Annotated in this window: 21 protein-coding genes and 1 tRNA gene; 7 read left to right on the forward strand and 15 right to left on the reverse strand. The window is 67.3% G+C overall.

What is annotated here, in order from left to right:
* Positions 1–44: 44 nt before the first annotated feature.
* Positions 45–956: an AraC family transcriptional regulator gene (locus tag AC07PV_RS15505; protein WP_218340038.1), complete on the reverse strand. Its 912-nt coding sequence runs from the start codon at positions 954–956 to the stop codon at positions 45–47.
* Between the two features lie 107 nt (positions 957–1,063).
* On the opposite strand from AC07PV_RS15505, the gene AC07PV_RS15510 reads away from it, so the two are divergent.
* Positions 1,064–1,828, forward strand: coding sequence for an SDR family oxidoreductase (locus tag AC07PV_RS15510; RefSeq protein WP_494630667.1), 765 nt, complete (start codon positions 1,064–1,066; stop codon positions 1,826–1,828).
* A 46-nt stretch (positions 1,829–1,874) separates the two neighbouring features.
* Here AC07PV_RS15510 and AC07PV_RS15515 read toward each other — a convergent pair whose 3' ends face one another.
* The 9 genes from AC07PV_RS15515 to AC07PV_RS15555 form a co-directional block, all read right to left on the reverse strand.
* On the reverse strand, positions 1,875–2,126 hold the full coding sequence (locus tag AC07PV_RS15515) for a zinc ribbon domain-containing protein (protein WP_218295687.1): 252 nt from the start codon (positions 2,124–2,126) through the stop codon (positions 1,875–1,877).
* 3 nt (positions 2,127–2,129) lie between these two features.
* Positions 2,130–2,852, reverse strand: coding sequence for an OmpA family protein (locus AC07PV_RS15520; RefSeq protein ID WP_494630668.1), 723 nt, complete (start codon positions 2,850–2,852; stop codon positions 2,130–2,132).
* The gene (locus AC07PV_RS15525) at positions 2,852–3,451 is read right to left on the reverse strand and encodes a DUF4352 domain-containing protein (protein ID WP_218340036.1); all 600 of its coding nucleotides are present in this window, start codon (positions 3,449–3,451) and stop codon (positions 2,852–2,854) included. The genes AC07PV_RS15520 and AC07PV_RS15525 overlap by 1 nt, the downstream gene beginning before the upstream one ends.
* 99 nt (positions 3,452–3,550) lie before the next feature.
* A complete protein-coding gene (locus AC07PV_RS15530; protein ID WP_494630670.1) occupies positions 3,551–3,994 on the reverse strand; it encodes a hypothetical protein in 444 nt (147 codons plus the stop codon).
* Between the two features lie 17 nt (positions 3,995–4,011).
* Entirely contained in the window at positions 4,012–4,812 is an 801-nt protein-coding gene (locus tag AC07PV_RS15535; protein WP_255591089.1) for an SEL1-like repeat protein, read from the reverse strand.
* Positions 4,809–5,969, reverse strand: coding sequence for a CsgG/HfaB family protein (locus AC07PV_RS15540; RefSeq protein WP_255591088.1), 1,161 nt, complete (start codon positions 5,967–5,969; stop codon positions 4,809–4,811). The genes AC07PV_RS15535 and AC07PV_RS15540 overlap by 4 nt, the downstream gene beginning before the upstream one ends.
* Positions 5,970–6,040: 71 nt before the next feature.
* Positions 6,041–6,499, reverse strand: a complete 459-nt coding sequence (locus AC07PV_RS15545) for a hypothetical protein (RefSeq protein ID WP_218295691.1) — start codon at positions 6,497–6,499, stop codon at positions 6,041–6,043.
* A 64-nt stretch (positions 6,500–6,563) separates the two neighbouring features.
* Complete coding sequence (locus tag AC07PV_RS15550; protein WP_494630671.1) at positions 6,564–10,142, reverse strand: beta strand repeat-containing protein; 3,579 nt, start codon at positions 10,140–10,142, stop codon at positions 6,564–6,566.
* 85 nt (positions 10,143–10,227) lie between these two features.
* Positions 10,228–10,587 (reverse strand): hypothetical protein, encoded by a 360-nt coding sequence (locus AC07PV_RS15555; RefSeq protein ID WP_218295692.1) that lies wholly within the window; start codon positions 10,585–10,587, stop codon positions 10,228–10,230.
* 376 nt (positions 10,588–10,963) lie between these two features.
* Between AC07PV_RS15555 and AC07PV_RS15560 the strand changes: the two genes are divergently transcribed.
* Positions 10,964–11,557 carry a hypothetical protein gene (locus AC07PV_RS15560; protein ID WP_255594735.1) on the forward strand — a complete coding sequence of 198 codons (594 nt, stop codon included), beginning with the start codon at positions 10,964–10,966 and terminating at the stop codon, positions 11,555–11,557.
* Here AC07PV_RS15560 and AC07PV_RS15565 read toward each other — a convergent pair.
* Positions 11,554–12,099, reverse strand: coding sequence for a P-loop nucleotide/nucleoside kinase family protein (locus tag AC07PV_RS15565; protein ID WP_494630673.1), 546 nt, complete (start codon positions 12,097–12,099; stop codon positions 11,554–11,556). The genes AC07PV_RS15560 and AC07PV_RS15565 overlap by 4 nt on opposite strands.
* On the reverse strand, positions 12,100–14,550 hold the full coding sequence (locus tag AC07PV_RS15570) for a UvrD-helicase domain-containing protein (RefSeq protein ID WP_492253687.1): 2,451 nt from the start codon (positions 14,548–14,550) through the stop codon (positions 12,100–12,102).
* A gap of 42 nt (positions 14,551–14,592) precedes the next feature.
* Here AC07PV_RS15570 and AC07PV_RS15575 point away from each other — a divergent pair, with 42 nt between their 5' ends.
* Both AC07PV_RS15575 and AC07PV_RS15580 read left to right on the forward strand, forming a co-directional pair.
* A complete protein-coding gene (locus tag AC07PV_RS15575) occupies positions 14,593–15,309 on the forward strand; it encodes a hypothetical protein (protein WP_494630674.1) in 717 nt (238 codons plus the stop codon).
* Positions 15,310–15,523: 214 nt separating this feature from the next.
* On the forward strand, positions 15,524–16,501 hold the full coding sequence (locus tag AC07PV_RS15580) for a GMP reductase (RefSeq protein ID WP_218340031.1): 978 nt from the start codon (positions 15,524–15,526) through the stop codon (positions 16,499–16,501).
* Positions 16,502–16,644: 143 nt separating this feature from the next.
* Here AC07PV_RS15580 and AC07PV_RS15585 read toward each other — a convergent pair whose 3' ends face one another.
* Entirely contained in the window at positions 16,645–17,526 is an 882-nt protein-coding gene (locus AC07PV_RS15585) for an alpha/beta hydrolase (protein ID WP_494630675.1), read from the reverse strand.
* A 129-nt stretch (positions 17,527–17,655) separates the two neighbouring features.
* On the opposite strand from AC07PV_RS15585, the gene AC07PV_RS15590 reads away from it, so the two are divergent.
* Both AC07PV_RS15590 and AC07PV_RS15595 read left to right on the forward strand, forming a co-directional pair.
* Positions 17,656–18,540, forward strand: coding sequence for an NAD(P)-dependent oxidoreductase (locus AC07PV_RS15590; protein ID WP_494630677.1), 885 nt, complete (start codon positions 17,656–17,658; stop codon positions 18,538–18,540).
* 81 nt (positions 18,541–18,621) lie between these two features.
* Positions 18,622–18,697: transfer RNA gene (locus AC07PV_RS15595), tRNA-Lys, on the forward strand.
* 983 nt (positions 18,698–19,680) lie between these two features.
* On the opposite strand, the gene AC07PV_RS15600 is transcribed toward AC07PV_RS15595, so the two are convergent.
* Complete coding sequence (locus AC07PV_RS15600; protein WP_494630678.1) at positions 19,681–20,730, reverse strand: phage portal protein; 1,050 nt, start codon at positions 20,728–20,730, stop codon at positions 19,681–19,683.
* Entirely contained in the window at positions 20,730–22,529 is a 1,800-nt protein-coding gene (locus tag AC07PV_RS15605) for a terminase large subunit domain-containing protein (RefSeq protein WP_494630679.1), read from the reverse strand. The genes AC07PV_RS15600 and AC07PV_RS15605 overlap by 1 nt, the downstream gene beginning before the upstream one ends.
* 168 nt (positions 22,530–22,697) lie before the next feature.
* On the opposite strand from AC07PV_RS15605, the gene AC07PV_RS15610 reads away from it, so the two are divergent.
* Positions 22,698–23,564, forward strand: a complete 867-nt coding sequence (locus AC07PV_RS15610; RefSeq protein WP_494630680.1) for a GPO family capsid scaffolding protein — start codon at positions 22,698–22,700, stop codon at positions 23,562–23,564.
* The last annotated feature ends 63 nt before the right edge of the window (positions 23,565–23,627 follow it).

Below are 23,627 nucleotides of genomic sequence, written 5' to 3' on the forward strand. Positions count from 1 at the left end.
GCGCAACCAGCTATATAAAACATAGCAACCAACCCGCAGGCCTGCTACTGCTGCTGGCGCGCGTAGCGGCCGGGCGCCAGCCCGACATGGCGGCTGAACGCCGTGCTGAACGTGCTGGCCGAGCTGTAGCCCACGCGTTCCGCGACCTCATGAAGCCCCACGCCGCCACCGCTGCGCAGCAGGTTCTTGGCCAGCGCCATGCGCCAGGCGAGCAGGTATTCCATGGGCGGCACCCCCACGGCGCGCAGGAAGCGCTCGAAAAAAGTGGACCGTGACAACGCCGCCTCCCGGGCCAGCGCGTCCACCGTCCATGACCGCTCCGGGGCGCTGTGCATCAGGCGCAGGCCCACCGCCACGCGGGCGTCCGCCAGCCCACGCAGCAGCCCGGGGGGCGCACCATCGCGGTTGCTCGATCGCAGGGCCTCGATCAGCAGCACCTCCACCAGGCGGTCCAGCACCAGTTCACGGCCCGGCAGCGCGGCCAGGCACTCTTGCCGCACCAGTTGCACCAGGGTCGGCAGCCGCTCCACGCCGCGCACGTGCAGCATGTCCGGCAGCAGCGACACCAGCAACGCGGCGTCGGGGGAGTCGAACTCGAAGTAGCCGCCCAGCATGCGCATGTCCGGCGGGCTATCGGGCGTGCCATGGCGCAGCCCATGCTCGCCGTCTGGCGCGGGCATGCGGTGGGGGTCCATGAACACCGGCGCCGCCGGTTGCTCCATGCCCGACAAGGTGAACCCCGGTGTCGCGGGCAGAAGCACGAAGTCGCCCGCTTCCAGCGCCACGGGCTCTTGCCCCGCGAGGGCGAGCACGCACTGTCCCTCCAGCATGGTGCAAAAGCTCGGGCTGCCGAACTCGCCATAGCGCACGGCCCAGGGCCCCGCGCCGCTGATCAGCTTGGAGAACACGGCGCGCGGCCGCAGCAGAGCGATGACCTGCGCGAGGGGATCGACCACGGTCGGACTCCTGCAAAAGAAAATCAGACTTTTGATTGTAGTTAATCCGGCTCCGGCTCGATATCGTTGCACCACTTTCTATCGCAACCCATCCACGGAGTTTCACCATGAAGACCATCCTGATCACCGGCTGCTCGTCCGGCTACGGCCTTGCCACCGCCCGCCACTTCCACGCCCAGGGCTGGAACGTGATCGCCAGCATGCGCACCCCGCGCACTGACCTGCTGCCGCCATCGGACCGCCTGCGCATCCTGCCGCTGGACGTGACCCGGTCCGACAGCATCGCCCAGGCGCTGCAGGCCGCAGGCCCCATCGACGTGCTGGTGAACAACGCGGGCCTGGGCCTGTTCGGCGCCTTCGAGGCCACGCCCATGGCCACGGTGCGCGACATCTTCGACACCAACACCTTCGGCACCATGGCGGTTACCCAGGCCGTGCTGCCGCAGATGCGCGGCCGGCGCGCGGGCCTGGTGGTCAACGTCACGTCCAGCGCCACCCTGGCACCCATGCCGCTCGTGGCCGCCTACACCGCCAGCAAGACCGCCATCGAGGGGTTCACCGCCTCGCTGGCCTTCGAGCTGGAGGCCTTTGGCGTCCGCGTGAAACTCGTGGAGCCCGGCTATGCGCCCACCACGCAGTTCACCGCCAATGGCGCCGAGCGCATGCAGGGGCTGATCCCTCCCGCCTATGCGCCCTGCGCCCAGTCCGTCTTCGCCGCCCTGGGCCAGCCCGCGGCCGTGACGACCGAGCAGGATGTGGCCGAGGCCGTGTGGGCGGCGGTGAACGATGCGTCAGCGCGGCTGCGCTATGCGGCGGGCGCGGATGCGGTGGCGCTGGCGGGCGCCCATGGCGCAGGCACCTTGGCGCATTGATGCGCTCTGTGGACTCGCAAGCGCGAACCCTCCGGGACGCGCAAGGTCACCGCCCGGTGAACATGAAATACGCCAGCACGCACACCGCCAGCGCCACGATGAGCCTGGCAATCCAGGGGGTGACCAGCCACGCGCCCAGGGCCAAGGCCACACGGCCCCACACATGCGGCGACTGCAGCGCGTTTTGGGGTTCCGCGGGCGAAGCGCCCTGGGCCTGCAGGGGGTAGCCGCAGGACGGGCAGGCGGGCGCCTTCGACGAGACTTCACGCCCGCATTCCGGGCAACGCACAAGGGCCATGGTCTACCTGCCTTCCCGGAGCGGCACGCCGATGAGGATCTGAACGCGCCGGTTGAGCTGCCGGCCCTGCGGGTCGTCCCGGCCGTCCGGCGTGGTGTTGGGCGCCACGGGCTGGCGCTTGCCCTGGCCCTGCACAGCGGCCTGCCGGCCTGTCTGGCGGTGCAGTGCACGCGCCACGGCCTCGGCGCGGCGCAGCGACAGGCTGTCGTTGTAGGCGTCGGTGCCTTTGCCATCGGTGTGGCCCACCACCGTGAGCGGCGCCGCCGCATAGCTCTTGATGAGTTCCGCCGCCTTGTCCAGCGAGGACGCCGCGTCCGCGCGCAGGTCGGATTTGTCGAAATCGAACAGCACGTCCGCCGGCAGGTCGATGGAGATGGCCTGCTCGGGCGTGGGCCGGGCCTTGAGCTCCGCCAGCAGGGCGCGCGTCTGCTCCAGCCGCTCCCTGGGCACCTCGGCCTCGCGCAGGATCGTTTGCGGCCCTGCGCTGCGCTGCAGCGTGGTGTCCTGGCGCCGTCCCACCAGCCCGCCCGCGGGCTCCTGCGCGCGCAGCGTGGTCGATGGCGCGCCCGATGCGGGCACCAGCCGCGTGGGCACGGCGCCCAGCGCCCGGCCGCTGCGCACGACCTCCAGCGCATGTGCCGGCCCGCAAGCCGCCAGCGCTATCAGCAGGGCGCAGGCCGGCGCGACGGCGTGCGCCCCGGCGGCCGCCAAGCCCGGATCCCGCATCAGCCGCCCTGCAGCGGCAGGTCGACGACCAGCCCCGGCGCCACGATGTTGTCGCCCTGGTTGCCATCGTTGAACACGAGCTTGAGCTTGCGCGCCGACGGCGCCACGGCGCCCATGAACACGAGCTGGCCGTCCAGCGTCTCGCCCTCGCGGATGGTGATGTCACGGTTGTTGTCGGGCCGCTTGATGTGCAGGCGGGCACCGCTCTCATCCTGCAGGTAGGTGTCGGCCAGGGCCAGCATGGTGGTGTCGGTGATGCGGTTGGCGAACGAGATGCTCACGTCGAGCACCGTCGCGTCCGCGCCGATCTCGACCGCCTTGACGCGCACCGTGACGCCCGCGGCGGCCACGCCCTGGATGGACATGGGGACCTTCTTGGGCGTGGCGGCGGCTGGCGCGGCCGCCGGTGCCGGTGCTGGCGCTGCCTGGGTTGCAGGTGCAGTGGGTGCGGGGCCCGCGGCGGGCACGGGCGCGGTCGCCGCAGCCACCTGCGGCTCCGGCGCGCGCTCCTTGCACGCTGCCAGCACGACGGCGGCAGCGGCCACGGCCAGGGCCGCCCCCCTGCGCGATGGCGTCCACACGGGAGTCGTTGAATTCATGGTGTCTGGTGCTCCTGGTTCATCAATCACTGTCCATGGTGGTTGCCGTGGCGCGGTTTGCGAGGGGGGGCTGCGGAACGGCGGGTCGGGCGCCACGCATCAGCGAATGCGGATGCTGTTGGTCTGGCCCGCCGCCCCCCCTGCCTTCGGGGGCTGCGGGCAATCGCCGGTGCGCACGTCATTCGCATTGCGGCCCTGCACGATGACCGTGCGGCCCTCCAGGCGCGCGCCCGATACGTCCACGCTGTTGACAGAGGCCGAGCCATCCGCGGCGCAACGTGTGCCGGACGCGGTATTGCCCGAGACCTCAATGCGGTTGCCCGCGCCCGCGCCGCTGGCAGCGCTGGTGGCAGGCTGCACTGGCGCGGCAGGCCGTGGCACGGGGTTCGCGCGGCCCTGGCGAGGCGGGTCCAGCGGCCCGGCGCGCTCGGGCCCGATGGGCCCCACGGGGCCGACCGGACCCACGGGCCCCACCGGGCCTGCGGCCCGGACCGTGGCACACGCCAGCAGCAACAGCAGCGCGAACAATGATGTGCCGTTCATGGTGGGAAAACCTCGCATCAGGGCGGTGCCTTTCCGGGCGTTCCAGGCAAGCTGCCCCCAGGCACCGCAGCCGGCGCCGGCGCACCCGAGGCCGGGCGGGGCACGGCCGACATGCCCGGCAGGACCGAACCCGGCCGAACGGCCCCCGCCGCCGCGGGCCGCGGGTCACCGCCTTTGTCGGAGCCCTCCCCCGCAGCCTGGCGCTGGATGCGCGCCTCCAGTTCCGATGCGAAGCGCTCGGCCAGGGCCACTTCTTCCACGGCCATTTCCGCGCCCAGTTCGTTGATCACCGACACCACATTGCGGTGGGTGCCGGTGTCGGGCTGGCTCATGCGCTCCAGCAGGCGTGCATAGCCCAGGGCCCGCACGTTGTCCTTGGGGACGCCTTGGCCCTTGCGGTTCATCTCCGTCAGGCGCTGCATCGCGCGCGGATCGCCGCGCACGGCGGCCAGCAGGTACCAGCGGTAGGCCTGGCCCATGTCGCCCAGGCCGGACCGGGGGTTCTGGTACGCATCGCCCACGAACGAAAGCAGCTGCGGGTTCTGCGTGTTCAGGGCTTCGCGCTTCAGGCGCTCGAGCTCGTTGCGGTAGATCGGCCCCTGGCAGCCCAGCTCGGCCACGCCGCGCTCCAGCGCCTCGTTGCACGCTTCGAGGAAACGCGCACCCGCCGTGGCCCCGGGGGCCGCCGCCTGCTGTGCCGGCGCGGGTGCAGGCGGCGGCGGAGCGGCCGGCGGCAGCTGCGCGAAGGCGGGCGCATGCAGGGCAGCCCCCACCACCCAGGGCGCGCAGCGGTAGAACATGCGGGCGCCACGCATCATGTGCCAGCCTTCGTGCCCGCCGGGGTGCCGCCGGGCGCTGGCGCCGCACCGGCCAACGCGGGTGCCTGCGCCGTGTCCCAGGCCATGGGCACACCAAAGAACAGGGGCTCAAAACCCTGCCAGGTCATCACGTCCACGGCGCCCAGGGAGGGGTACCGCTGCGCATACACCTTCTCCAGCGCCTGTCGGGTCTCGTCGTCGTATTTCTGCGTCACCTGCAGCGGCTCGCCGTACTTGCGCAGCGTCACCTGGATCAGCCCCAGCTTGAGCTCGGGCGTCAGCCCGTTGTAGGCCGCGCGCATGTTCTCCACCACCACGGGGTCCGGCGTGCCGTTGGGAATGCAGCGCCAGTACGGCGTGTTGGTGGCCTTGCCGATCAGCTCCAGCACGCTCAGGTCCACCAGCGTGCGGATGGCCGAATGGCGCCCCTGCAGGTACTTGCCTTCCAGCTTGAAGCCGAAGGCATCGCCGTAAAAGCCCAGGCTGGCGTTGTCCTCGGAGCTGAAGTTGAGCACCTTGACCACGTTGGAGGCCTGCACCTGGGGCACCATCTGCTGCGTGGAGAAACTCACGAGGTTCAGGTCCAGCGCCAGTGCCGAATAAATGGCCGTGCGCTTGATGTCGCCTCCCAGCGTGGTCTTGCCGTTGCCCTTGCCGAACTCGATGCCCGCCGAATTCACGCGCCCCGCGCCCGCGATGGCACGGTCGAACTCCGTGAGCGCCCCCGTGATCAGGAAGTCCGGCATGGTCACGCCAAACTTGGCGCCCAGCTGGGCCTGCGACACCAGGTAGTCCGGGTGGTAGGGCACATAGACCACGCGCGCACCGATGCGGTTGACGGCCGTGCGCACCATCTCGGTGATGTCGCCGGGAATCTCCGCCCCCACGAGCGGGCTGGAGAGGTTGGTGGCATCCAGGATGCTGCGCGTCTGCATGTAGATGACGGGATCGCCTTCCTTGTAGACATCGAGCATGCGCCCGAAGCGGCCGAGCGCCAGCGCGTAGGGGCTCAGGTTGGTGACCGGCAGCAGCTTGTCGGCCTCGCGCTCCTGCAGCAGCGTATTGGCGTCCTTGAGGGCGTTTTCCGTGGATGCACAGCCAGCGAGCGTGGCCACTGCCAGCGCCAGCGCTCCCCATCGCAATGTTCTTTTCGTCATGGTTCTTTGTTGTGGTGGTGGTATCAAAAGCCCCGCTCTCCCGGGGCTGCAAGGCAGAAGGCCCGCGGCCGTCAGCGGCCGGAATTGAGGACGGTGATGTTTTCCACGCCCTTGCCTTCCACGTACAGCGTCACGTTGCCGTTCACGTTGCCCTGGATCACGGGGCTGGCGATGCGCAGGGTGCCGTCGGGCGCGCGCTGCACATCGGAATACGTGGAACGGATCACGATGTTCTTTTGCCCGTCGGGCAGCTTCAGCGTGCCGTCGGGCTGTACCAGCGCGCTCTGGTCCACCAGCGTGTTCTGCGAGATGGCGCGGTTCACGCGGGCCTTGGCACTCACCGACGGATAGACCCCGTCGTTGAGCCGCACACCGCTTTGCGCCATGTCCTTGTAGGCGCCCAGCTGTTCGCCGTAGTTCACCAGCTGGGCCTGCGCGCCGGCGCCCATCAGCGCCAGTGCCCCTGCCCCGCACCAAAGGCCCAGGGCGCGCAGCGTGCGCCGATGGGAGTTTTCGTCCAGATTTTTCATTGCGACTCCTTCATCCACTGAAAACCAAAAACGCGCCGCTGCGCACCCGCCAGGCAGCGCCGCCCTACATGCTGAGCAGGTTCACGGCCGGCAGCACCGTGACGGACTGGTTCACCACGCCCGTGGAAGGGATGGCGTACGTGTAGCCGGGATTGGCGGCAAACGGGGTGTTGCCCGCCACGCCGACCACGCCGGTGATGGCCCCGCCCACATTGCGCACGCTGCCAGAGGTCATGCCCGCCGCGGCGGCCGACATGTTTCCGACGATGGTCACCGCGCCCGTGATCACCCCCTGGTTGACCACCGAGTTGGACACGCCGCCCACGGCCGCATGGCCCTGGTTGCCGGCGATCACGACCGTGCCCGCCATCACGCCGTGGTTCACCAGCGAGTTGACCGTGCCGCCCAGCGTGGCGCTGCCCCGGTTGCCCGCGATCAGCACCCGGCCCGAGAGCTGGCCCCGGTTGTCCACGCTGTTGACGGTGCCGCCGCCCGTGGCATTGCCCTGATTGCCGGTCACCACGACCTGCGCGCCCGCCATGCTGCCGCTGTTGTTCACACCGTTGACAAGGCCGCCGCCGCTGGCCCGGCCCGTGTTGCCCGCGATCAGGATCTGGCTGCCCTTGATGGAGCCCGATCCCGTGACGCTGTTGACCTTGCTGCTGACACCCTGCGCACTGGCCTGGTTGCCCAGGATGGTGATGCTCGACGCCGTGATGCTCCCCCCGCCGCGCACGCTGTTGGCCAGCCCGCCGCTGGCCGACCCCGCGTTGCCGATGATGGTGATCTGGCTGCCCGAGATGCGGCCATCGCCCACCACGCTGTTGATCGCCCCGCCATCCCGCGCCGAGCCCTGGTTGCCCAGGATGGTGATGCTGCCGCCCTGCAGCGTGCCCGCGATGTCCACGCTGTTGGCCACCCCCTGCTCGCCCGAGCCCTGGTTGGCGGTCACGGTGACCGACGAGCCGGCCACGCGCCCACGGCCCTGCGCGCGCACGCTGTTGGCCAGCCCGTCCCGGCTGGCGGCGCGGGCGCTGCCCTGGTTGGCCACCACCTGCACCGCGCTGCCCTGCAGCGTCCCGTCGGCCTGCACGCTGTTGGCCAGCGCCGTGCTGCCCTGCTCGGCCTGGGTGGACACCGCCGTGTTGGCGGCCACCAGCGCCTGGACCCCGTCCACGCGGCCACCGGAGCCCTGCGAAAAACTGTTGGCCGCCGCCAGGCCCTCGGTGGCGAACACACGCCCCGCCGTGTTGCCCATCAGCTGCAGGCTGGCCGCGCGCATGCCCCCCAGCACCTGGATGGCGTTGGCATTGGCCTGCCCCACGCCCCTGCCAAACGCGGCAAAGCCGCCCACCGTGCCCTCGCGCCCTTCGCTGCGCACGTCGGCCGCCGTGTTGCCCGCGAGCGTCAGCGTGCTGGCCTCCACGCGGCCCTGGGCGTTGACCGACAGCGCATTGGCGTTGATGCGGCCACCGTCCGCGTTCAGCTGCCGGGCCGTATTGCCCACCACCTGCAGGGTGCTGCGGGCCAGCGCCGTGGCGCCCGAGCCATCCATGTACAGCCCGTTGGCCGCCAGCACGCCATTGGACTTGGTGCCCACGCCCAGTGCCTGCGCGCCACTGCCGGCGGCGCGGATGTCCTCGCCCGTGTTGCCCGCGATGACCACCGGGCTGCCCTGCACCCGCGCGCCACGGTAGGCCGCCAGCACATTGACCAGGGCGGTGCCTCCGGGCGCGTGCACGCCGCGCGCGGAGTTCCCGGCGATCAGCCAGGGCGACGATGCATCCACCAGCGCATCGTCGTGCAGCACCAGGGCATTGGCGGCGGCCCGCGCGCGGCTCTCGCGCCCGGCCAGCCCCCCCGCGCCGGAGACCGAATCCGCTGCGGTGCTCATGTCGCTGGCCGTGTTGCCACTCAGCACACCCGCCGCCGACAGGCGCGAGGGCGCGCCCGCGCCGTTTTCCAATGCAATGCTGTTGGCCAGCAGCGCGCCTCCGCGTGCCGTCAGCCGCGATGCGGTGTTGCCCGCCAGCGTCAGCGTCTGCGCATCAAGCTGCGACCCCGTGACCGCCAGCGTGTTCGCCAGCGCGGCCGACTGCTGGCTGGCCGAAAACAGAAGCCCCCCGCCCGCCTGCGCCGCATAGCCGGTGGACCGCACCCCGTCGGCGCGGTTGCCCGCCAGGGTCAGGGCGGTGTCCTGCACGCGGCCCTCGCTCACCATCAGCGTGTTGGCCGCGGCCAGCCCGCCCGAGCCCGTGATGGACTGGCCGTGGTTCCCGCTGACCGTGACGGCGGCGCGCTCCAGCGTGGACTGGTGGTCCGCCACCACGGTGTTGGCCAGTGCGCGGCCATTGCGCTCCAGGGCGCCGACGAGGCCACCGCCAATGGTGCCCGAGCCTGCGGCCGTGCGCACCTGGTCGGCCACGTTGCCCGCCAGCAGCACGGTGCCAGCCCGCACGGTCGCGTTGTCCAGCCACAGGCTGTTGGCCGCCGCCCCGCCCCCGGTCGCGACCACATCGCGCGCCTGGTTGCCGCTGAGGCGGTGCACGGGCCCCTCGGCCAGTTCGCCCCGGGTCACGGAGATGGTGTTGGCCAGGGCCGAGGCGGACACTCGCACGTCGGCCAGCGCCCCGCCGAGAATGGATCCTTCACCGCCCCAGGCCTGCACGTTGCGTGCGGTATTGCCCGAAACGCCCGCCTGGTAGCCAGCCGAACCGGCGAGCTTGTGGTCGGAAAAGCTGATGCTGTTGGCCAGGGCGCTGCCGCCCGTCGCGATGACCTGGGCCGCTTCATTGCCCGCCAGGACCAGTTGCGCGCCCTTGAGCTCGCTCGACGCCAGGGTGACCGCGTTGGCCGCCGCCACCCCCGTCAGATCCACCTGGGCAATGGTGCCGCGCCCCACGCCGGCGCTGCCGCCGCCTGCGCGCACGTCCTGCGCGCGGTTGCCGGTGTGCAGGATGCGGGTGTCCTCCAGGGTGGACCGGGCCGCGGTGAGCGCATTGGCGAGCGCTGATCCGCCGATGGAGGTGACGCCACGGGCCTCGTTGCCGACCAGCGCCACCTCGGAATTGCGCACGTCGGTCGCATCCAGCAGCACGCTGTTGGCCGTGGCGCGGCCGGGCATCTGCAGCGAACCGGTACCCAGCAGCACCTCGGACTTGGCGCCGAAGGCCGCGACGTCGGCCGCGCGGTTGCCCTGCACGATCAGGCGGCTCGCCGTGAGCTGCTTCGTACCCGTGGCGCTGGCCGCCAGCACCATGTTGGCGGTGGCGGCACCGCCCAGGGCGTGCACGAAGCCCGTCACCTGGTTGCCCAGCACCTGCACCTGGGACTGGCGCACATCCATCGCTGCCAGGCCGATGCCGTTGGCCTGCGCGGTGCCCGCCAGGTCCACGCGCATGCCGACATTGGCCAGGGCGGAGCCCTTGCCGCCGGTGGAGATCACCGGTCCCGTGGAGCGGTTGCCGAGCACCTGGATCTGGCTGCCCGCGTCCACCTGCGTGCCGGCACTGTTCTTGTGCCAGCCCACCCCGGCGAGCATGGACTCCTGCGCCTGACCGCGCAGCGGCGCCAGGGCCACGGAAAGACCGAGCAGCCAGAGCGCCGCGGCTTCATGGCGTTGCGTCTTGCGCGTTGTGTGCACTCACAGCCCCTTTTCTGGATGGACAGGATGGTCGGACGGCTTGCGGTCCGGCCGGCGGCTGCCGGACGGACCCGCGGCACGCCGGTCAGTTGATGTTGACGCTGTTCACGTTGGCCGTGCCGCCGATGGCCTTGATGTCGGTGGCTTCGTTGCCGCTCACGGTGATGTCCGAGTTGCGGATCTTGGAGCCGGTGATGTTGACGCTATTGACGTTGGCCACGCCTTCCATCGAGATCTCGGCCACCTTGATGCCGGCCTTGCCGCCGCCAGCGATGACGTTGGTGGCCTTGTTGTTGGTGACGGTGATGCGGCTGTTGGTCACTTCGGAGCCGGCGGAGCCCTTGCCCGAGATCAGGCCGGGAATCGCGACGTTGCCGCTCTGGGCGAAAGCTGCGCTGCAGGTAAATGCGAGTGCTGCGACGGTGGTAATGGCAAGTTTGCGCATATCAATAATCCTTCGAAGGGTTGAAATTAATTGACGAAGCAGCCGCTTGCGGCCTGCGAACGAATTCTTGAGGCGCGCACCCGTCCACACCGTAAAGAAATGTAGGCCCGGCCCGGGCTGGCATTTTCCGAGTTATCCACAGGTCGTACCTCCCAGGATCCGCGCTCTGAGCCGCACGGGGTTTTGGCATGTAGGACAAGCACTTACTCCGCCAGCGGGTGCATTCCCACATTTGAACGATGCCGCCGCACTTCCATAATCCACCGTAAAAACAAACAAGTCTTTACACTTCAAATCATCATGAAACCCGCAATAACATTCAGAAATCCATACTTTCAAGAAAATGAATGGAATCTCCTGTTTTATTGTCACAAATATGAAATCAATTATCTTTCGTGGCTTTTTGTATATGGGGGCCGTGGGCGCCCTGGCGGCCTGCTCGCCCGCGGCCATCACCTATCCCAGCGATGCGCAGATTTCGGCGGCCCTGGAGACGCAGTTCGCCAGCGACCGCCACAGCGCCGCTGCGCGCGACCTGATCCGCACGCTCGGGGGCGAGAAGGGCAAGCTGCGCTATCAGATCCACCAGGTGATCTACCGCCAGGGCTCGTATGAGGCCCGCTACGACGCGGTGCTGGTGATGGGGCAGCCGGGGACCCAAAGCCTCCTGGGGCTGTACGGCAGCATGATCCCCGAGGCCGAGCGCGCCAAGCTGCCGCAGGCCAGCCTGGAGGCCTATGAAGGCTGGCTCAGGCAGCAGGCCGAAACCCTCCGGAAAACCTCGGCACAGCAGGCGGGTGCGCTGGAGGCGACCCTGGAACTGCTGGGCAAGTGCTACCGGGACCAGCAGGCCGGGGCCGAGGTCACGGTGATGCAGGGCCTGGGGGCGCTGATCTCGCCCGAGCGCAGCGGGCTATACGCTGAAAAGCTGGCGCTGCCGGACACCACGGCGCGCTGCCTCCCCGCCTAGCCGGCCGTGCGTTCGCGCAGCGCGGCCAGGATGTGCCTGGCCGCTTCGCCCGGGCTGCGGTGGGCGGTGTCGACCACCAGCTGGTTGTTGTCCGCCGCCCAGGGCACGTAGTCGTGCCGGCACACGGCCTCCCAGAGGGGCGGCACGAGACCGGGTACGTCGCTCACCCGCTGCTCGACCCGCCGGCGGTGCTCGGCGGGATCGCCGCAGACCACCTCCACGGCCAGCATCGGCGCCTGCGCGTCCAGGGCCACGCGGTGCCAGGACGCGCGCGTCTCGGCCCAGGGGTTCACGCAGTCCGCCAGAACGGACAGTCCTTGCGAAAGATGGGTACGCGCCAGGGCATATGCCACCACATAGCCCGCGGCCCCCACGCCACTGCCCCCCAGCGCGCCGCAATCCCGCAGCGCCTGCTCGATGGTGTCGATGCGCAGGTACACCGCCGGCCACTGCCCCAGCAGCGCGCGGGCGATCGTGCTCTTGCCCACGCCCGGCAGCCCGCAGAGCACCACCAGCGCGGGAGCGGCGGGCGATGATTTCAATCAGTCCACCACCGTGAGCTTGGCCACCGACAGCGCCAGCCACTTGGTGCCATGGCGCGGAAAATTGACCTGCGCGCGCGCGTCGTCGCCCGTGCCTTCGATGGCCAGCACCTTGCCTTCGCCGAACTTGGTGTGGAACACCGCGATGCCCACCCGCAAGCCGTGGGCGGGCGCGGTCTTCTGCACGGGCACCGGCGGGCTGGCGAAGGTCTCGGACTTGAAGCCAAATGAGCCTCTAGCGCTTGACCCATAAGCGCCAGAAGCTCCTGAATTAGGAGCAAATGAGCCAAACCCCTGCTGCTTGGGCGTGATCCACTTGAGCGCGCCCTCGGGCAGTTCGTCAAAGAAGCGGCTCTTGATGTTGTAGCGCGTCTGGCCGTGCAGCATGCGCGTCTGCGAATGGCTCAGGTACAGGCGCTTCCTCGCACGGGTGATGGCCACGTACATCAGGCGGCGCTCTTCCTCCAGTCCGTCGCGCTCGCTGGCGGAGTTTTCGTGCGGGAACAGGCCCTCTTCCATGCCGCCGATGAACACGCCGTCGAACTCCAGGCCCTTGCTGGCGTGCACGGTCATCAGCTGTACCGCGTCCTGCCCGGCCTGGGCCTGGTTGTCGCCCGCTTCCAGCGCGGCGTGCGTGAGGAAGGCGGCCAGGGGCGAGAGGGTTTCGCCCGTGTCCGCGTCCACGATGCCCGGCACGGGCTTGAGCGGTTCGTCGACGACCGGGGCATCGGGATCCAGCCCCTGGCTGACCGCGCTCTGCGTGAGCGGCGTGCCATGCTCGTCCAGCGGCAGGGCCACGGCATCGCGGCCAAACCCCTCCTGCGTGACGAAGCTCTCGGCCGCGTTGACCAGTTCTTCCAGGTTCTCGATGCGGTCGGCGCCTTCCTTCTCGGTGCGGTAGTGCTCCACCAGCCCCGAGGATTCGAGCACCTGCTCGATGATGCCGCGCAGGTTCAGGCCCTGCGTCTGCTCGCGCAGCACGTCCACCATGGCGACGAAGGCGCCGAGGTTGGCGCCCGCCTTGCCGGGCACGGCGCTCACGCCATCGTGCAGCGAGCAGCCGGCGGCGCGCGCCGCGTCCTGCAGCACCTCGATGCTGCGCGCCCCGATGCCGCGCGGCGGAAAGTTGACCACGCGCAGGAAGCTCGTGTCGTCGTGCGGGTTCTCCAAGAGGCGCAGGTAGGCCAGCGCGTGCTTGATTTCGGCGCGCTCGAAGAAGCGCAGGCCGCCGTACACGCGGTAGGGCACGCTGGCGTTGAACAGCGCCGATTCGATCACCCGGCTTTGCGCATTGCTGCGGTAGAGCACGGCGATCTCCTTGCGCTCGAAGCCGTCGCTGCGCACCAGCTGCTTGATCTCGTCGACCATCCACTGCGCCTCGGCCAGGTCGGTGCTGGCCTCGTACACGCGCACGGGCTCGCCGGGCCCCTGCGTGGTGCGCAGGTTCTTGCCCAGGCGCCGGCTGTTGTGGCTGATGAGCGTATTGGCCGAGTCGAGGATGTTGCTGTAGCTGCGGTAGTTCTGTTCGAGCTTGATCTGCTGCTGGACATCGAACTCGCGCACGAAGTCGGCCATGTTGCCCACCCGCGCCCCGCGAAAGGCGTAGATGCTCTGGTCGTCGTCGCCCACGGCGATCACGCTGCCGCGCGCCTCGAAGCGCCCGCCAGTGTCGTTGCCCGCCAGCTGCTTGAGCCAGGCGTACTGCAGCTTGTTGGTGTCCTGGAATTCGTCCACCAGGATGTGCGCGAAGCGGCGCTGGTAGTGCTCGCGGATCGGGTCGTTGTCGCGCAGCAGCTCGTAGCTGCGCAGCATCAGCTCGCCAAAGTCCACCACGCCTTCGCGCTGGCATTGTTCTTCGTACAGTTGGTAAATCTCGACCTTCTTGCGGGCATCGCTGTCGTGCGTGGGCACGTCGCCGGGGCGCATGCCCTCTTCCTTGCAGCCGGCGATGAAGTACGACAGCTGCTTGGGCGGAAAGCGCTCGTCGTCCACGTTGTGCTGCTTGCACAGGCGCTTGATGGCCGAAAGCTGGTCCTGCGTGTCCAGGATCTGGAACGACTGCGGCAGGCCGGCCGCCTTGTGGTGCGCCCGCAGCAGCCGGTTGCACAGGCCGTGGAAGGTGCCGATCCACATGCCGCGCACGTTCACCGGCAGCATGGCCGACAGGCGCGCCACCATTTCCTTGGCGGCCTTGTTGGTGAAGGTGACGGCCAGGATGCCGCCAGGCGTGGCGTAGCCGTTTTGCAGCAGCCAGGCGATGCGCGTGGTGAGCACCCGCGTCTTGCCCGAGCCAGCGCCCGCCAGGATGAGCGCATGCCCCGCCGGCAGGGTGACGGCGGCGAGCTGCTCGGGGTTCAGATGGGCCAGGAGGGGCGACGCAGCCGAGGGCGCATCAAGGGAGGTGGGCGCCAGCACATCTGGCCCCCCCGGGAACGGGTCTTGTGGGAACATCCAGCCATTGTAGAAAGCGCCCCGCCGCCCTCCCATTCTTTTATGAAAAACACTGCCCGCACCCTGGCCAGCCTCGTGGCCCTTGTACTCGCCCATGCACCCGCGGCCACCTGGGCCCAGGCCAGCTGCAGCAGCGACGGCACCCCACGGCCCACCGCCCTCTTCGAGCGCTTCCTCAGCGCGGACTGCGAGGCCTGCTGGACGGACCGCGCAACCCCCGCGCCGACCGCCGGCGCCGGCACGGCGGTGCTGGACTGGATCGTGCCCGGCGCGGCGGGCGAGGATGCACCGCTGGCCGCCGCTGCCGCCCGCGACGCCCTGGTCCGGCTGGAGGCGCTGGGCCGCAAGCCGCCCCAGGCCACCGACGTGCACACCGCTGCGGTACAGGCAGCCCGGCCTGCCGGACTGCGGGTGGCCCACGGCATGCCGTTCAACGACTACCTGGGCACGGCGATCGCGTTCACCCCAGGCCGGACCGCCGCGCCTGGCCCCCTGGAGTTCTACCTGCTGCTCGTGGAGGCCGTGCCAGCGGGAACCGATGGCACGGCCGTGCCCCGGAATATCGTCAGGAACATGCTCCACGGCGCATGGGGCAAGCCCGGCCAGCGGCCGGTGTCGGGATTGGGGCCATCGAAATGGATGGAAACACGGTCCATGCGCATCCCCGAAGGGGCGCAGGCCGAGCGGCTGCGCATGGTGGGCTGGGTGCAGGATGCCCGGGGGACGGTCATCGCCGCGGCGCAATCCACCTGCCGGTGATACCGGTAATACCACCATCGTTATAGGGTGGAACGGACAGGCGGGTAGAATCAATCACCGGGCCCAAGTTTCTTGGCGTCCGGTTTTTTTGTGCCCGCGCACCGCGGGGGTTCGGAGCGGCCTGAACGGCCCCGCCCACAAAGCCGGTCCCAAGCCAAGCGCCCACCGCCGCTGAAATTGTTTGGCTGCGTCCCTTTATGGAGCTTGGAATCTCATGGAAATCTTCGACTACGACAACGTTCTCTTGCTGCCGCGCAAGTGCCGGGTGGACAGCCGCTCGGAATGCGACGCCAGCGTGGAACTGGGCGGACGCTCGTTCCGGCTGCCCGTGGTGCCCTCCAACATGAAGACGGTGGTGGATGAAAAGATCTGCACCTGGATGGCACAGAACGGCTACTTCTATGTCATGCACCGCTTCGATCTGGACAATGTCCAGTTCGTCAAGGACATGCACGCCCAGGGCTGCTACGCCTCGATCTCGCTGGGCGTGAAGCAGCCCGACTACGACACCGTGGACCAGTTGGTGGCACTGGGGCTCACCCCCGAATACATCACCATCGACATCGCGCACGGCCATGCCGACAGCGTGCGGAACATGATCGGCTACCTCAAGCAGCACCTGCCCAAGGCCTTCGTGATCGCCGGCAACGTGGCCACGCCCGAAGCGGTGATCGACCTGGAAAACTGGGGGGCCGATGCCACCAAGGTCGGCGTGGGCCCGGGCAAGGTGTGCATCACCAAGCTCAAAACGGGTTTTGGCACGGGCGGCTGGCAGCTCTCGGCGCTCAAGTGGTGCGCGCGCGTGGCCACCAAGCCCATCATCGCCGACGGGGGAATCCGCAGCCACGGAGACATCGCCAAGAGCATCCGCTTTGGCGCCAGCATGGTGATGATCGGCTCGCTGTTTGCGGGGCATGAGGAATCGCCGGGCCAGACCGTCGAGGTGGACGGCGCGCTGTACAAGGAATACTACGGTTCCGCGAGCGACTTCAACAAGGGCGAGTACAAGCACGTCGAAGGCAAGCGCATCCTGGAGCCCGTCAAGGGAAAGCTGGCCAGCACCCTGATCGAAATGGAGCAGGACGTGCAAAGCTCCATCAGCTACGCGGGCGGCAAGAAGCTGATGGACATCCGCAAGGTGAACTACGTGATCCTGGGCGGTGACAACGCAGGCGAGCACCTGCTGATGTAGCACGGGCGGCCGGCACGGCAGCGCCGGCCCCTTGCGCCGCCACGGCACATGCAGATGGCGCAGCCCAGGCCAGCGGGCGCCACCCCAGCGCGAAGCCCGAGGGGCGGGAAACACGGGCAGCGCCGCAGGGGATTGCCCCCACTTCAGGCGCGCAGCAGGTTTTGCGCCATGTGGTGCAGGTCATGCCCCGGCCTGGCCAGGCAATCCACGATGCTGAAATGGTGCAGGCCCGGCAGTGCCTGGCTGCGGGGGACGAAATGGCTACCCCAGGCGTCCTGCATGAGCTGGTTCTGCCGCAGGAACTCCGTACTTTCATCGGCCCCCACCACGCAGTAGAGCGTGCCCGCCGGCGGCTCCAGGAGCCGCGCGGGGCTGCACTGAAGGACCTGCTGCTCCGTCAGGTTCAGCACCGACTGGTACATGGGGGTGTACATGATGGGCTCCAGATCGTGGATCCCGGAAATCGACAGCGCATTGCGCACCAGCCCATCGGGCAGCCCCTGGCCGACCAGGGGCCACACGCTGGTAAGCAGCATGGCGGCCAGCTGCCCTCCCGCCGAGTGCCCGGCCACCGTGATGCGCCGGGGGTCCCCGCCGTGGCTGGCGATGTGGCGCCACACCCATTCCAGTGCCTTCTCCATCTGCCGCACGATATCGGGAATGGTGACCGGCGCCTCCGGCGTGCCGGGACACAGCGCGTAGTTCACCACCACCACACAGAAACCGGCCTGCGTGAAGGACGGGGCAATGAACGAATGATCGGACTTGTCCAGCGAGCGCCAGTACCCGCCGTGCACGAACACCAGCACGGGAACACCGTCATCCGAGGCACGTGCGGACGGGAAAATATCCAGCGCCTCTCCCGTCCCGGTACCGTACGCCACGTCCAGCACGCACGGGTGGCTCGCCCGCACCCGGGCGGAATCGTCGGCCCAGCGCTGCAGATAGGCCATGTGGTCGGGCACCAGCGCGCGGTTGTTGTACATGCGCTCGAGCCAGGCGGGGTCGTGCAGGGGCAGGCTCATGGATGAAGTCTCCTGTGGCGGTGCGGCATCATCATTCCAATCCGACCATGCTGCAAGCTCCGTGACAGGGTGACGCACCAAAAAGGCACATGATGCACAGAGAGACAACCTTCCTGGGTGAATGACGCCATGACCACCACAACGCTTCGCATTGCAGTCCTCGGCATCGGAATGATGGGCCTGCCCATCGCGCGGCGCCTGAAGGACGCTGGACATCAGGTGCACGCATGGAACCGCACCCGCGCCAAGGCGGAGCCCCTGGCTGCATCCGGCATCACCGTGCATTCCCTGGCCGCCGATGCCGTCCAGAACGCCGACGTGGTGGTCAGCCTGCTTGAAAACGGCCCCGTGGTCGGCCAGGTGCTGTTCGAGGCCGGCGCGGCCAACGCCATGCGCAAGGGCGCGCTGTTCATCGACATGGCCTCCATCCAGCCCCGCGAGGCCCGGGACCACGCCGCTCGCCTGGGCGAAATGGGGCTGTCCCACCTGGATGCGCCGGTGTCCGGCGGAACCGTGGGTGCGGAAAACGGCACGCTCGCCATCCTGGTCGGCGGTCGCCCCGAGGATTTTGCGCGGGCCCAGCCTCTCTTCGCCGCCTGCGGCCGCGCCACCCACGTCGGACCGCATGGCGCTGGCCAGCTCACCAAGCTGGCCAACCAGATGATCGTGGGCATCACCATTGGCGCGGTGGCGGAGGCGCTGCTGTTCGCCGCCAAGGGCGGGGCCGACATGGCCAAGGTGCGCGAGGCCATCCAGGGAGGCTTCGCCGACAGCCGCATCCTGCAACTGCACGGCCAGCGCATGGTGGAGCGCGACTTTGCCCCGCGCGGCCGCATGGCGGTGCAGCTCAAGGACATGCGCAACGCCCTGGCCACCGCCGGCGAGATCGGCTTCGATGCCCCCATCACGGCCCTCTTCGAGACCCTCTATGCCGAAGGCGTCGAGCATGGCCTGGGTGAACTGGACCACAGCGGCCTTTTTGTGGAACTCGCAAGCCGCAATGCGATGCAATAATTTTTTGCGGCGCTTGCCAACTCGCAGAAAATTGGTGCATAATTCGAGGCTCTGCAGCAATGCAGACAGATTAACAAGTTTGGGTTCTTAGCTCAGTTGGTAGAGCAGCGGACTCTTAATCCGTAGGTCGAGTGTTCGAGTCACTCAGGACCCACCAAACTAAGCCGCAAGGCTAAAAAAGCCGCAGCTATCGAAATGGTAGCAGCGGCTTTTTTCATTGGCCCCGATATGTGACGTTTTATGTGACGTGTCACATATACAGTGTTTCTGGAACCGGTGAAAGGCCATGCGCTAAGGGATAGGCAGTTGCCCGCCTCCCTCGATGTACCGCTGGCGCAGCCAAGGCGACATGTGGCCTATCACTGCATTTGCGCGTTCAACCGAGGGTGCGCACAGCCAGGACTGGGGCCAGCGCCGCAAAAACCCATCGTCCCATTGCGACCCTGCAAGCACCATCGTGGATGCGTCGCGCCGCTTGGCAATGCGCGGTTGCCACAGCCCGACCTGCAGTTGGCGGTCGCCTTCCAAGTCGTACAGCGCGGTAGTCCAAACCCTTTCGTCTTCGGTGCTGACCAGCAGCCCAAGGGGCATTGGCCGGCGCCGCAGCAGTGGAGCCGGCAGGAACACACCAGCGAAGCGAAGGGGCACGACACAGGCGAGCAGTCCATGATTTCGGCGGTTCCCTTGGTCGGCTTGACTGCCTGGCGCAGCGCTACTGGGCGGGGTGATTCCTGGTAGGTCCATGGGGCATCCTTTGATAACTGTATAAATATACAGCCACCAATTCCCGCGCCCGTCGCCACCCAACATCAAAACCCGTCAAATCCCGTCATGCGGAAAGTATGCAAATGCCGCTGCGGCCCGCGCCTGCTGTAGTTTTCCTGTTGGCGGCCGGCACAGCAAAAATGGTCACTTTAGAGAGAGGGGAGGCGCGGGGCACTCTGCGCGCCGGAACCCCTGGGTGCCCCGTCTGGGCGGCACGGCCGGGCAGGCGCCGCCCGGGGCCACGGCGGGCCATGGCGAGGCCGCCAAGGGGCCTGAAGCGCGACCGGAAGGGGTCGGGCGCGGTTTTAGCGCGCGGCTCTCTATGGGCGTAAAAAAGGCCACCGCATGGGTGGCCTGTGGGTGGGGTGGATGTGGCTACTGCTTGCCGCTGCCGGCATCGCTGCCCGACGACTTGATGGCGTATTCGGTAAAGCGCATGACAGGCTCTCCTATCCAGTCGTTCAATTCCGCGAAGCGGGCCTGCAACGGCTCAATCTCGTTGCGTGCGAACACCTCGGCAGCTGGGGCCACGGCACCGAACCCGCCCGTATTGCTGGGCACCACCCCCATGAGCTGGGGCGGAATGCGGTGGGCCGCCAGCAGGTCGTCGCGGCTCACGTTCTTGATGTTGAAAAACTCGTCCTTCGCGGCCACCTCGGACAACGGAATCACCTGAATGCCATCCTTCTTCCCGTTGGGCGCGTGCATGAACAGGTTTTTGAAGTTGCCCGGACCCTTGCTTTTCTTCAGGGCCTCGCGCAGCGCGTCCACGTCGCCCTGCTGCTGCGCTGCATCCGACAGGTACAGGATGAACCCCGCGTGGGAGCCGTTGTTGTAATACTTTCGCCGGAACAATGTCGCGCTCTCATTGAGCCACGCCGATTGCAAGGCGGCCAGGTACTCGGGCAGGCCGTACACCTCCTGATTCACGTCCGGCTCCATCAGGTGGAACACCGACCCCCGTTTGAATTCGTGCTCGTCCTTGTAGCCGTGCACGAAAAAATAGTTATCCAACTCGCCACCACGCCGCATGAACTTGGACAGGGAGTGCCGCAGGTGCAGCGTCCCGCCCAGGCGATTGCGGGGGCGTTCCAGATAGGCATTGCCGAACGTGAGGAAGTCCAGCGCGAATTTGCTGAAGGTGGCCCGGTCCAGCAGCTTGTGCGGAATGAAAGTGCTGGCCAGCACATTGCGCTTCACGTAGAGCGCGCTCGCATGGTGCGGGCTCGCGCGGAACGACTTCGCCAGGCCGTCCCAGCTCAAGGGCGGTTCGTACCACTTGCCGTTGTTCCAGCTTTCCACATAGTCAAGAATCTCTCCCTGCATCACGGGCGCGGGCTCGCCGAACGTGAAGGCCTCAATCCGCGAGGACGTGCCCGCCGATGGGTCGGTGGCCAGGTCGGCCGGGCTGTCGCCAGCTGTCATTAGAAAATCTCCATCATTGATTGGTTGGTGCTGGTCGTGCCTTCCAGCGGCTCGTTATCGAGGGCGTGCATGCATGCCCATGCCAGATCAGCGTGCCCCGTCTGTTCGGTGCGGCCGGCGGTGTAGGTGGCCTGGCTACCGCTCGCGGTCAAGGTGCGCTTGATCGACATGAACGCCTGCGCCAGATCAATGCCCGTGGGCCCGTTATCGAATTCAAGGCGCCCTTTGCTGATGATGTTTTTGGCTTTCAGCACCAGCATGGTTTTCACCTCGACCGAATACTTGATGGACTTCGCCGCCGGGAAGAACTTGCTCACCAGCTCGTACACGCCTTGGCCCATGCCCGTGGTGTCGATGCCAATGTGCGCCACGTTGTAACGCTCCGTGATCTTCTTGATGGCGTCGGCCTGGGCCTCGTAATCCAGCCCACGAAACTGCATCGTTTCGAGCACACGGAATTTGCCGCCGGGCGTGGCGGGCGGTGCCAGCACCACCAGGCCGGCCGAGTCGCCAGACCGCGATGGGTCATACCCGACCCACACCGGGCGATAACCAAACGGCCGCATAGCCAGCTGGTGAACATCGCTCCACACTTCCCAGCTGTCGACCATGCATGTCTGCAGCTCAGTCAGCGGGAAAATGCTGAACGTGTCGTCCATGAACCCGCACATCAGCAGGTTCGCGAATTCCTCCGGGCTGTATTCCGTGCGCAGTTCCTCGATGTCGAACAGGTTGCACCCGCCGTGCAGCGCATCCATAACCGTGACAATCTGGCGCCAAATCTTGTCCTCGCCCGTGAAGCCGCCGCCCAGGCGCGCGTGCGACAGGTCCAGATTGATGCGGTCGGCCTTTGCGCGCTTCCTGTTGTAGCGGTCCCCACTCCACAGCGCGTAGGCTGGGTGCTGGATGCTGCTGGGCGTAGAGAAATAGGTCTTGCGCCAGTGCTTGTGCATGGCCATGCCAGACGCCACTTTGTTGAGTTCCTCAAACTTGCGCGTCCAAAAGCACTCGTCAAAGTAAAAATTGCCGTGGTAGCCCTGCGCCGTCAGCGCGTTGGTCCCCAGGAAATACAGCGTTGCGCCATTGCTCAAAACAATGGGATCGCCCGACAGCTCCACCCCGCAAGCCTCCTTGGCGAACGCGATGATGTACTGTTTGAAAATGTGCGCCTGGGCCTTTGATGCCGACAAGAAAATCTGATTGCGCCCAGTCTCCAACGCATCGGCCAGGGCCTCCCGGGCGAAATACCACGTCGCGCCAATCTGCCGCGACTTGAGAATGAACCGCGTGCGCTGGTCGTGCGCCGCGCGCCAGGTCTTTTGATACCCGAACAGGGAGCCCGCGAAACAGTCCAGCAGCTGCTGGTGCTCGTTCTCGTTGAAGTGGTTGCGGTCGGACTGTTTCTTGGGCTTGTCGTTACGGCGATTGATAGCGGGGTTTAGGTCCGCTTCCTTGCCCGTTTTTTCGTACTTGTGCACGCGGGCGAAACGCTCCATCTGGCGGCCGAGCAGGTCGATTTCCTTGTAGTCGCCGCCGGTCTTGTTGTCCTTCATGACAAGCTGCGCCATCCGCGTTTCAATGACCGCTTCCACACGGTCCACGGGTTGCGCCTTGTCCCACTCTTCGGCATCCTTCCACCCCTGCACGGTGGAGCGCGGTTCCTCGATATAGGCCGCAATGGTTGTGACCTTCCACCCCTGCCAGTAAAGGTGCCGCGCCGCGCGGCGCCTGTCGGCCGCCAGGCCGTCGCCGGGCAGGATTGAAAAGGGCAAGGCTTTGGTGATGGCTTCGGCGGGCATGGGGCCAAGTTTGGGCCGCCACGCTGTGAAAAAGCACACGCTCCCCTGCCCTACTGCATGTGCCTGAACGCTGCACATGCGGCATTCATTGATGGGTTCGCGCGACGGCGAGACGATGGCGACTACTGCAAACCATCGCTCTCAACGCAACCGAGGAACCCCAGCACCATGGCACAGAAAACCAATGAAAAGACCGACGCAAAGCCCTTGAAGTCGCGCTTCTTTCGCGTGGCCACCGAAGGCGCCACCACTGACGGCCGCGCCATCACCCGCGAGCAAATCACGCAGATGGCGAAGAACTTCGACCCCGCGAAATATGGCGCGCGGGTGTGGGTGGAACACATGCGCGGCCTGTATGCGGACAGCCCTTTCCGCGCACACGGCGATGTGCTGGCCGTGGAAGCCCGCGACGTGGAAGAAGGCAAGCTGGCGCTGTTCGCGCAAATCAAGCCACTTCCCGAGCTTGTGGCCATGAACAAGGCCCGCCAGAAGATTTACACCAGCATCGAGATTCACCCCAAGTTCGCCGACACGGACGAGGCGTACCTCACTGGCCTGGGTGTCACCGACAGCCCGGCGAGCTTGGGCACCGAGGTGCTGACCTTCGCGGCGCAAAAGCCTGAAACCAGCCCGTTCGCCGAGCGCAAGAGCCATGCCGAAGCGCTGTTCAGTGAAGCGGTGCACACCGAACTGGTTTTCGAGGAAGACGAAACACCCGAGGCCGAGCCCAAGGTGTCCAAGTTCTCCACCGTGCTGGATGGCCTGGTGAAGCGCTTCACCGGCAAGACGAAAGACGACGACGCCCGCTTTGACGAAGTGCTCAAGGGCTTTGAAGCCTTCGGCACCTATGCCGAGGAACAGGAGGCGGCGCATGAAGCCCTGAAGACCGCGCACGACGCCCTGGACAAGAAATTCGCCGACCTGATGGGCAAGCACGACGCCCTGGTGAAGCGCCTGGAAGCCACGCCCGAATCTGGCTTTACCGCTCGCCCGCCGGCCACTGGTGGTGACGGCGCCGTGAAAACCGACTGCTGATCCCAATCCACCCCAAACGCTCCCAAACGCTCCCATTCGCCCCATTCATCCCAACAGGAACCG

It is taken from the genome of Acidovorax sp. GW821-FHT09A11 (genome assembly GCF_059418365.1).

Coding starts and splice junctions, on each gene's coding strand:
- AC07PV_RS15510 (WP_494630667.1), top strand. CDS start 1,064: ATGAAGACCATCCTGATCACCGGCTGCTCGTCCGGCTACGGCCTTGCC.
- AC07PV_RS15515 (WP_218295687.1), bottom strand. CDS start 2,126: ATGGCCCTTGTGCGTTGCCCGGAATGCGGGCGTGAAGTCTCGTCGAAG.
- AC07PV_RS15520 (WP_494630668.1), bottom strand. CDS start 2,852: ATGCGGGATCCGGGCTTGGCGGCCGCCGGGGCGCACGCCGTCGCGCCG.
- AC07PV_RS15525 (WP_218340036.1), bottom strand. CDS start 3,451: ATGAATTCAACGACTCCCGTGTGGACGCCATCGCGCAGGGGGGCGGCC.
- AC07PV_RS15530 (WP_494630670.1), bottom strand. CDS start 3,994: ATGAACGGCACATCATTGTTCGCGCTGCTGTTGCTGCTGGCGTGTGCC.
- AC07PV_RS15535 (WP_255591089.1), bottom strand. CDS start 4,812: ATGATGCGTGGCGCCCGCATGTTCTACCGCTGCGCGCCCTGGGTGGTG.
- AC07PV_RS15540 (WP_255591088.1), bottom strand. CDS start 5,969: ATGACGAAAAGAACATTGCGATGGGGAGCGCTGGCGCTGGCAGTGGCC.
- AC07PV_RS15545 (WP_218295691.1), bottom strand. CDS start 6,499: ATGAAAAATCTGGACGAAAACTCCCATCGGCGCACGCTGCGCGCCCTG.
- AC07PV_RS15555 (WP_218295692.1), bottom strand. CDS start 10,587: ATGCGCAAACTTGCCATTACCACCGTCGCAGCACTCGCATTTACCTGC.
- AC07PV_RS15560 (WP_255594735.1), top strand. CDS start 10,964: ATGAAATCAATTATCTTTCGTGGCTTTTTGTATATGGGGGCCGTGGGC.
- AC07PV_RS15570 (WP_492253687.1), bottom strand. CDS start 14,550: ATGTTCCCACAAGACCCGTTCCCGGGGGGGCCAGATGTGCTGGCGCCC.
- AC07PV_RS15575 (WP_494630674.1), top strand. CDS start 14,593: ATGAAAAACACTGCCCGCACCCTGGCCAGCCTCGTGGCCCTTGTACTC.
- AC07PV_RS15580 (WP_218340031.1), top strand. CDS start 15,524: ATGGAAATCTTCGACTACGACAACGTTCTCTTGCTGCCGCGCAAGTGC.
- AC07PV_RS15585 (WP_494630675.1), bottom strand. CDS start 17,526: ATGAGCCTGCCCCTGCACGACCCCGCCTGGCTCGAGCGCATGTACAAC.
- AC07PV_RS15590 (WP_494630677.1), top strand. CDS start 17,656: ATGACCACCACAACGCTTCGCATTGCAGTCCTCGGCATCGGAATGATG.
- AC07PV_RS15600 (WP_494630678.1), bottom strand. CDS start 20,730: ATGACAGCTGGCGACAGCCCGGCCGACCTGGCCACCGACCCATCGGCG.
- AC07PV_RS15605 (WP_494630679.1), bottom strand. CDS start 22,529: ATGCCCGCCGAAGCCATCACCAAAGCCTTGCCCTTTTCAATCCTGCCC.
- AC07PV_RS15610 (WP_494630680.1), top strand. CDS start 22,698: ATGGCACAGAAAACCAATGAAAAGACCGACGCAAAGCCCTTGAAGTCG.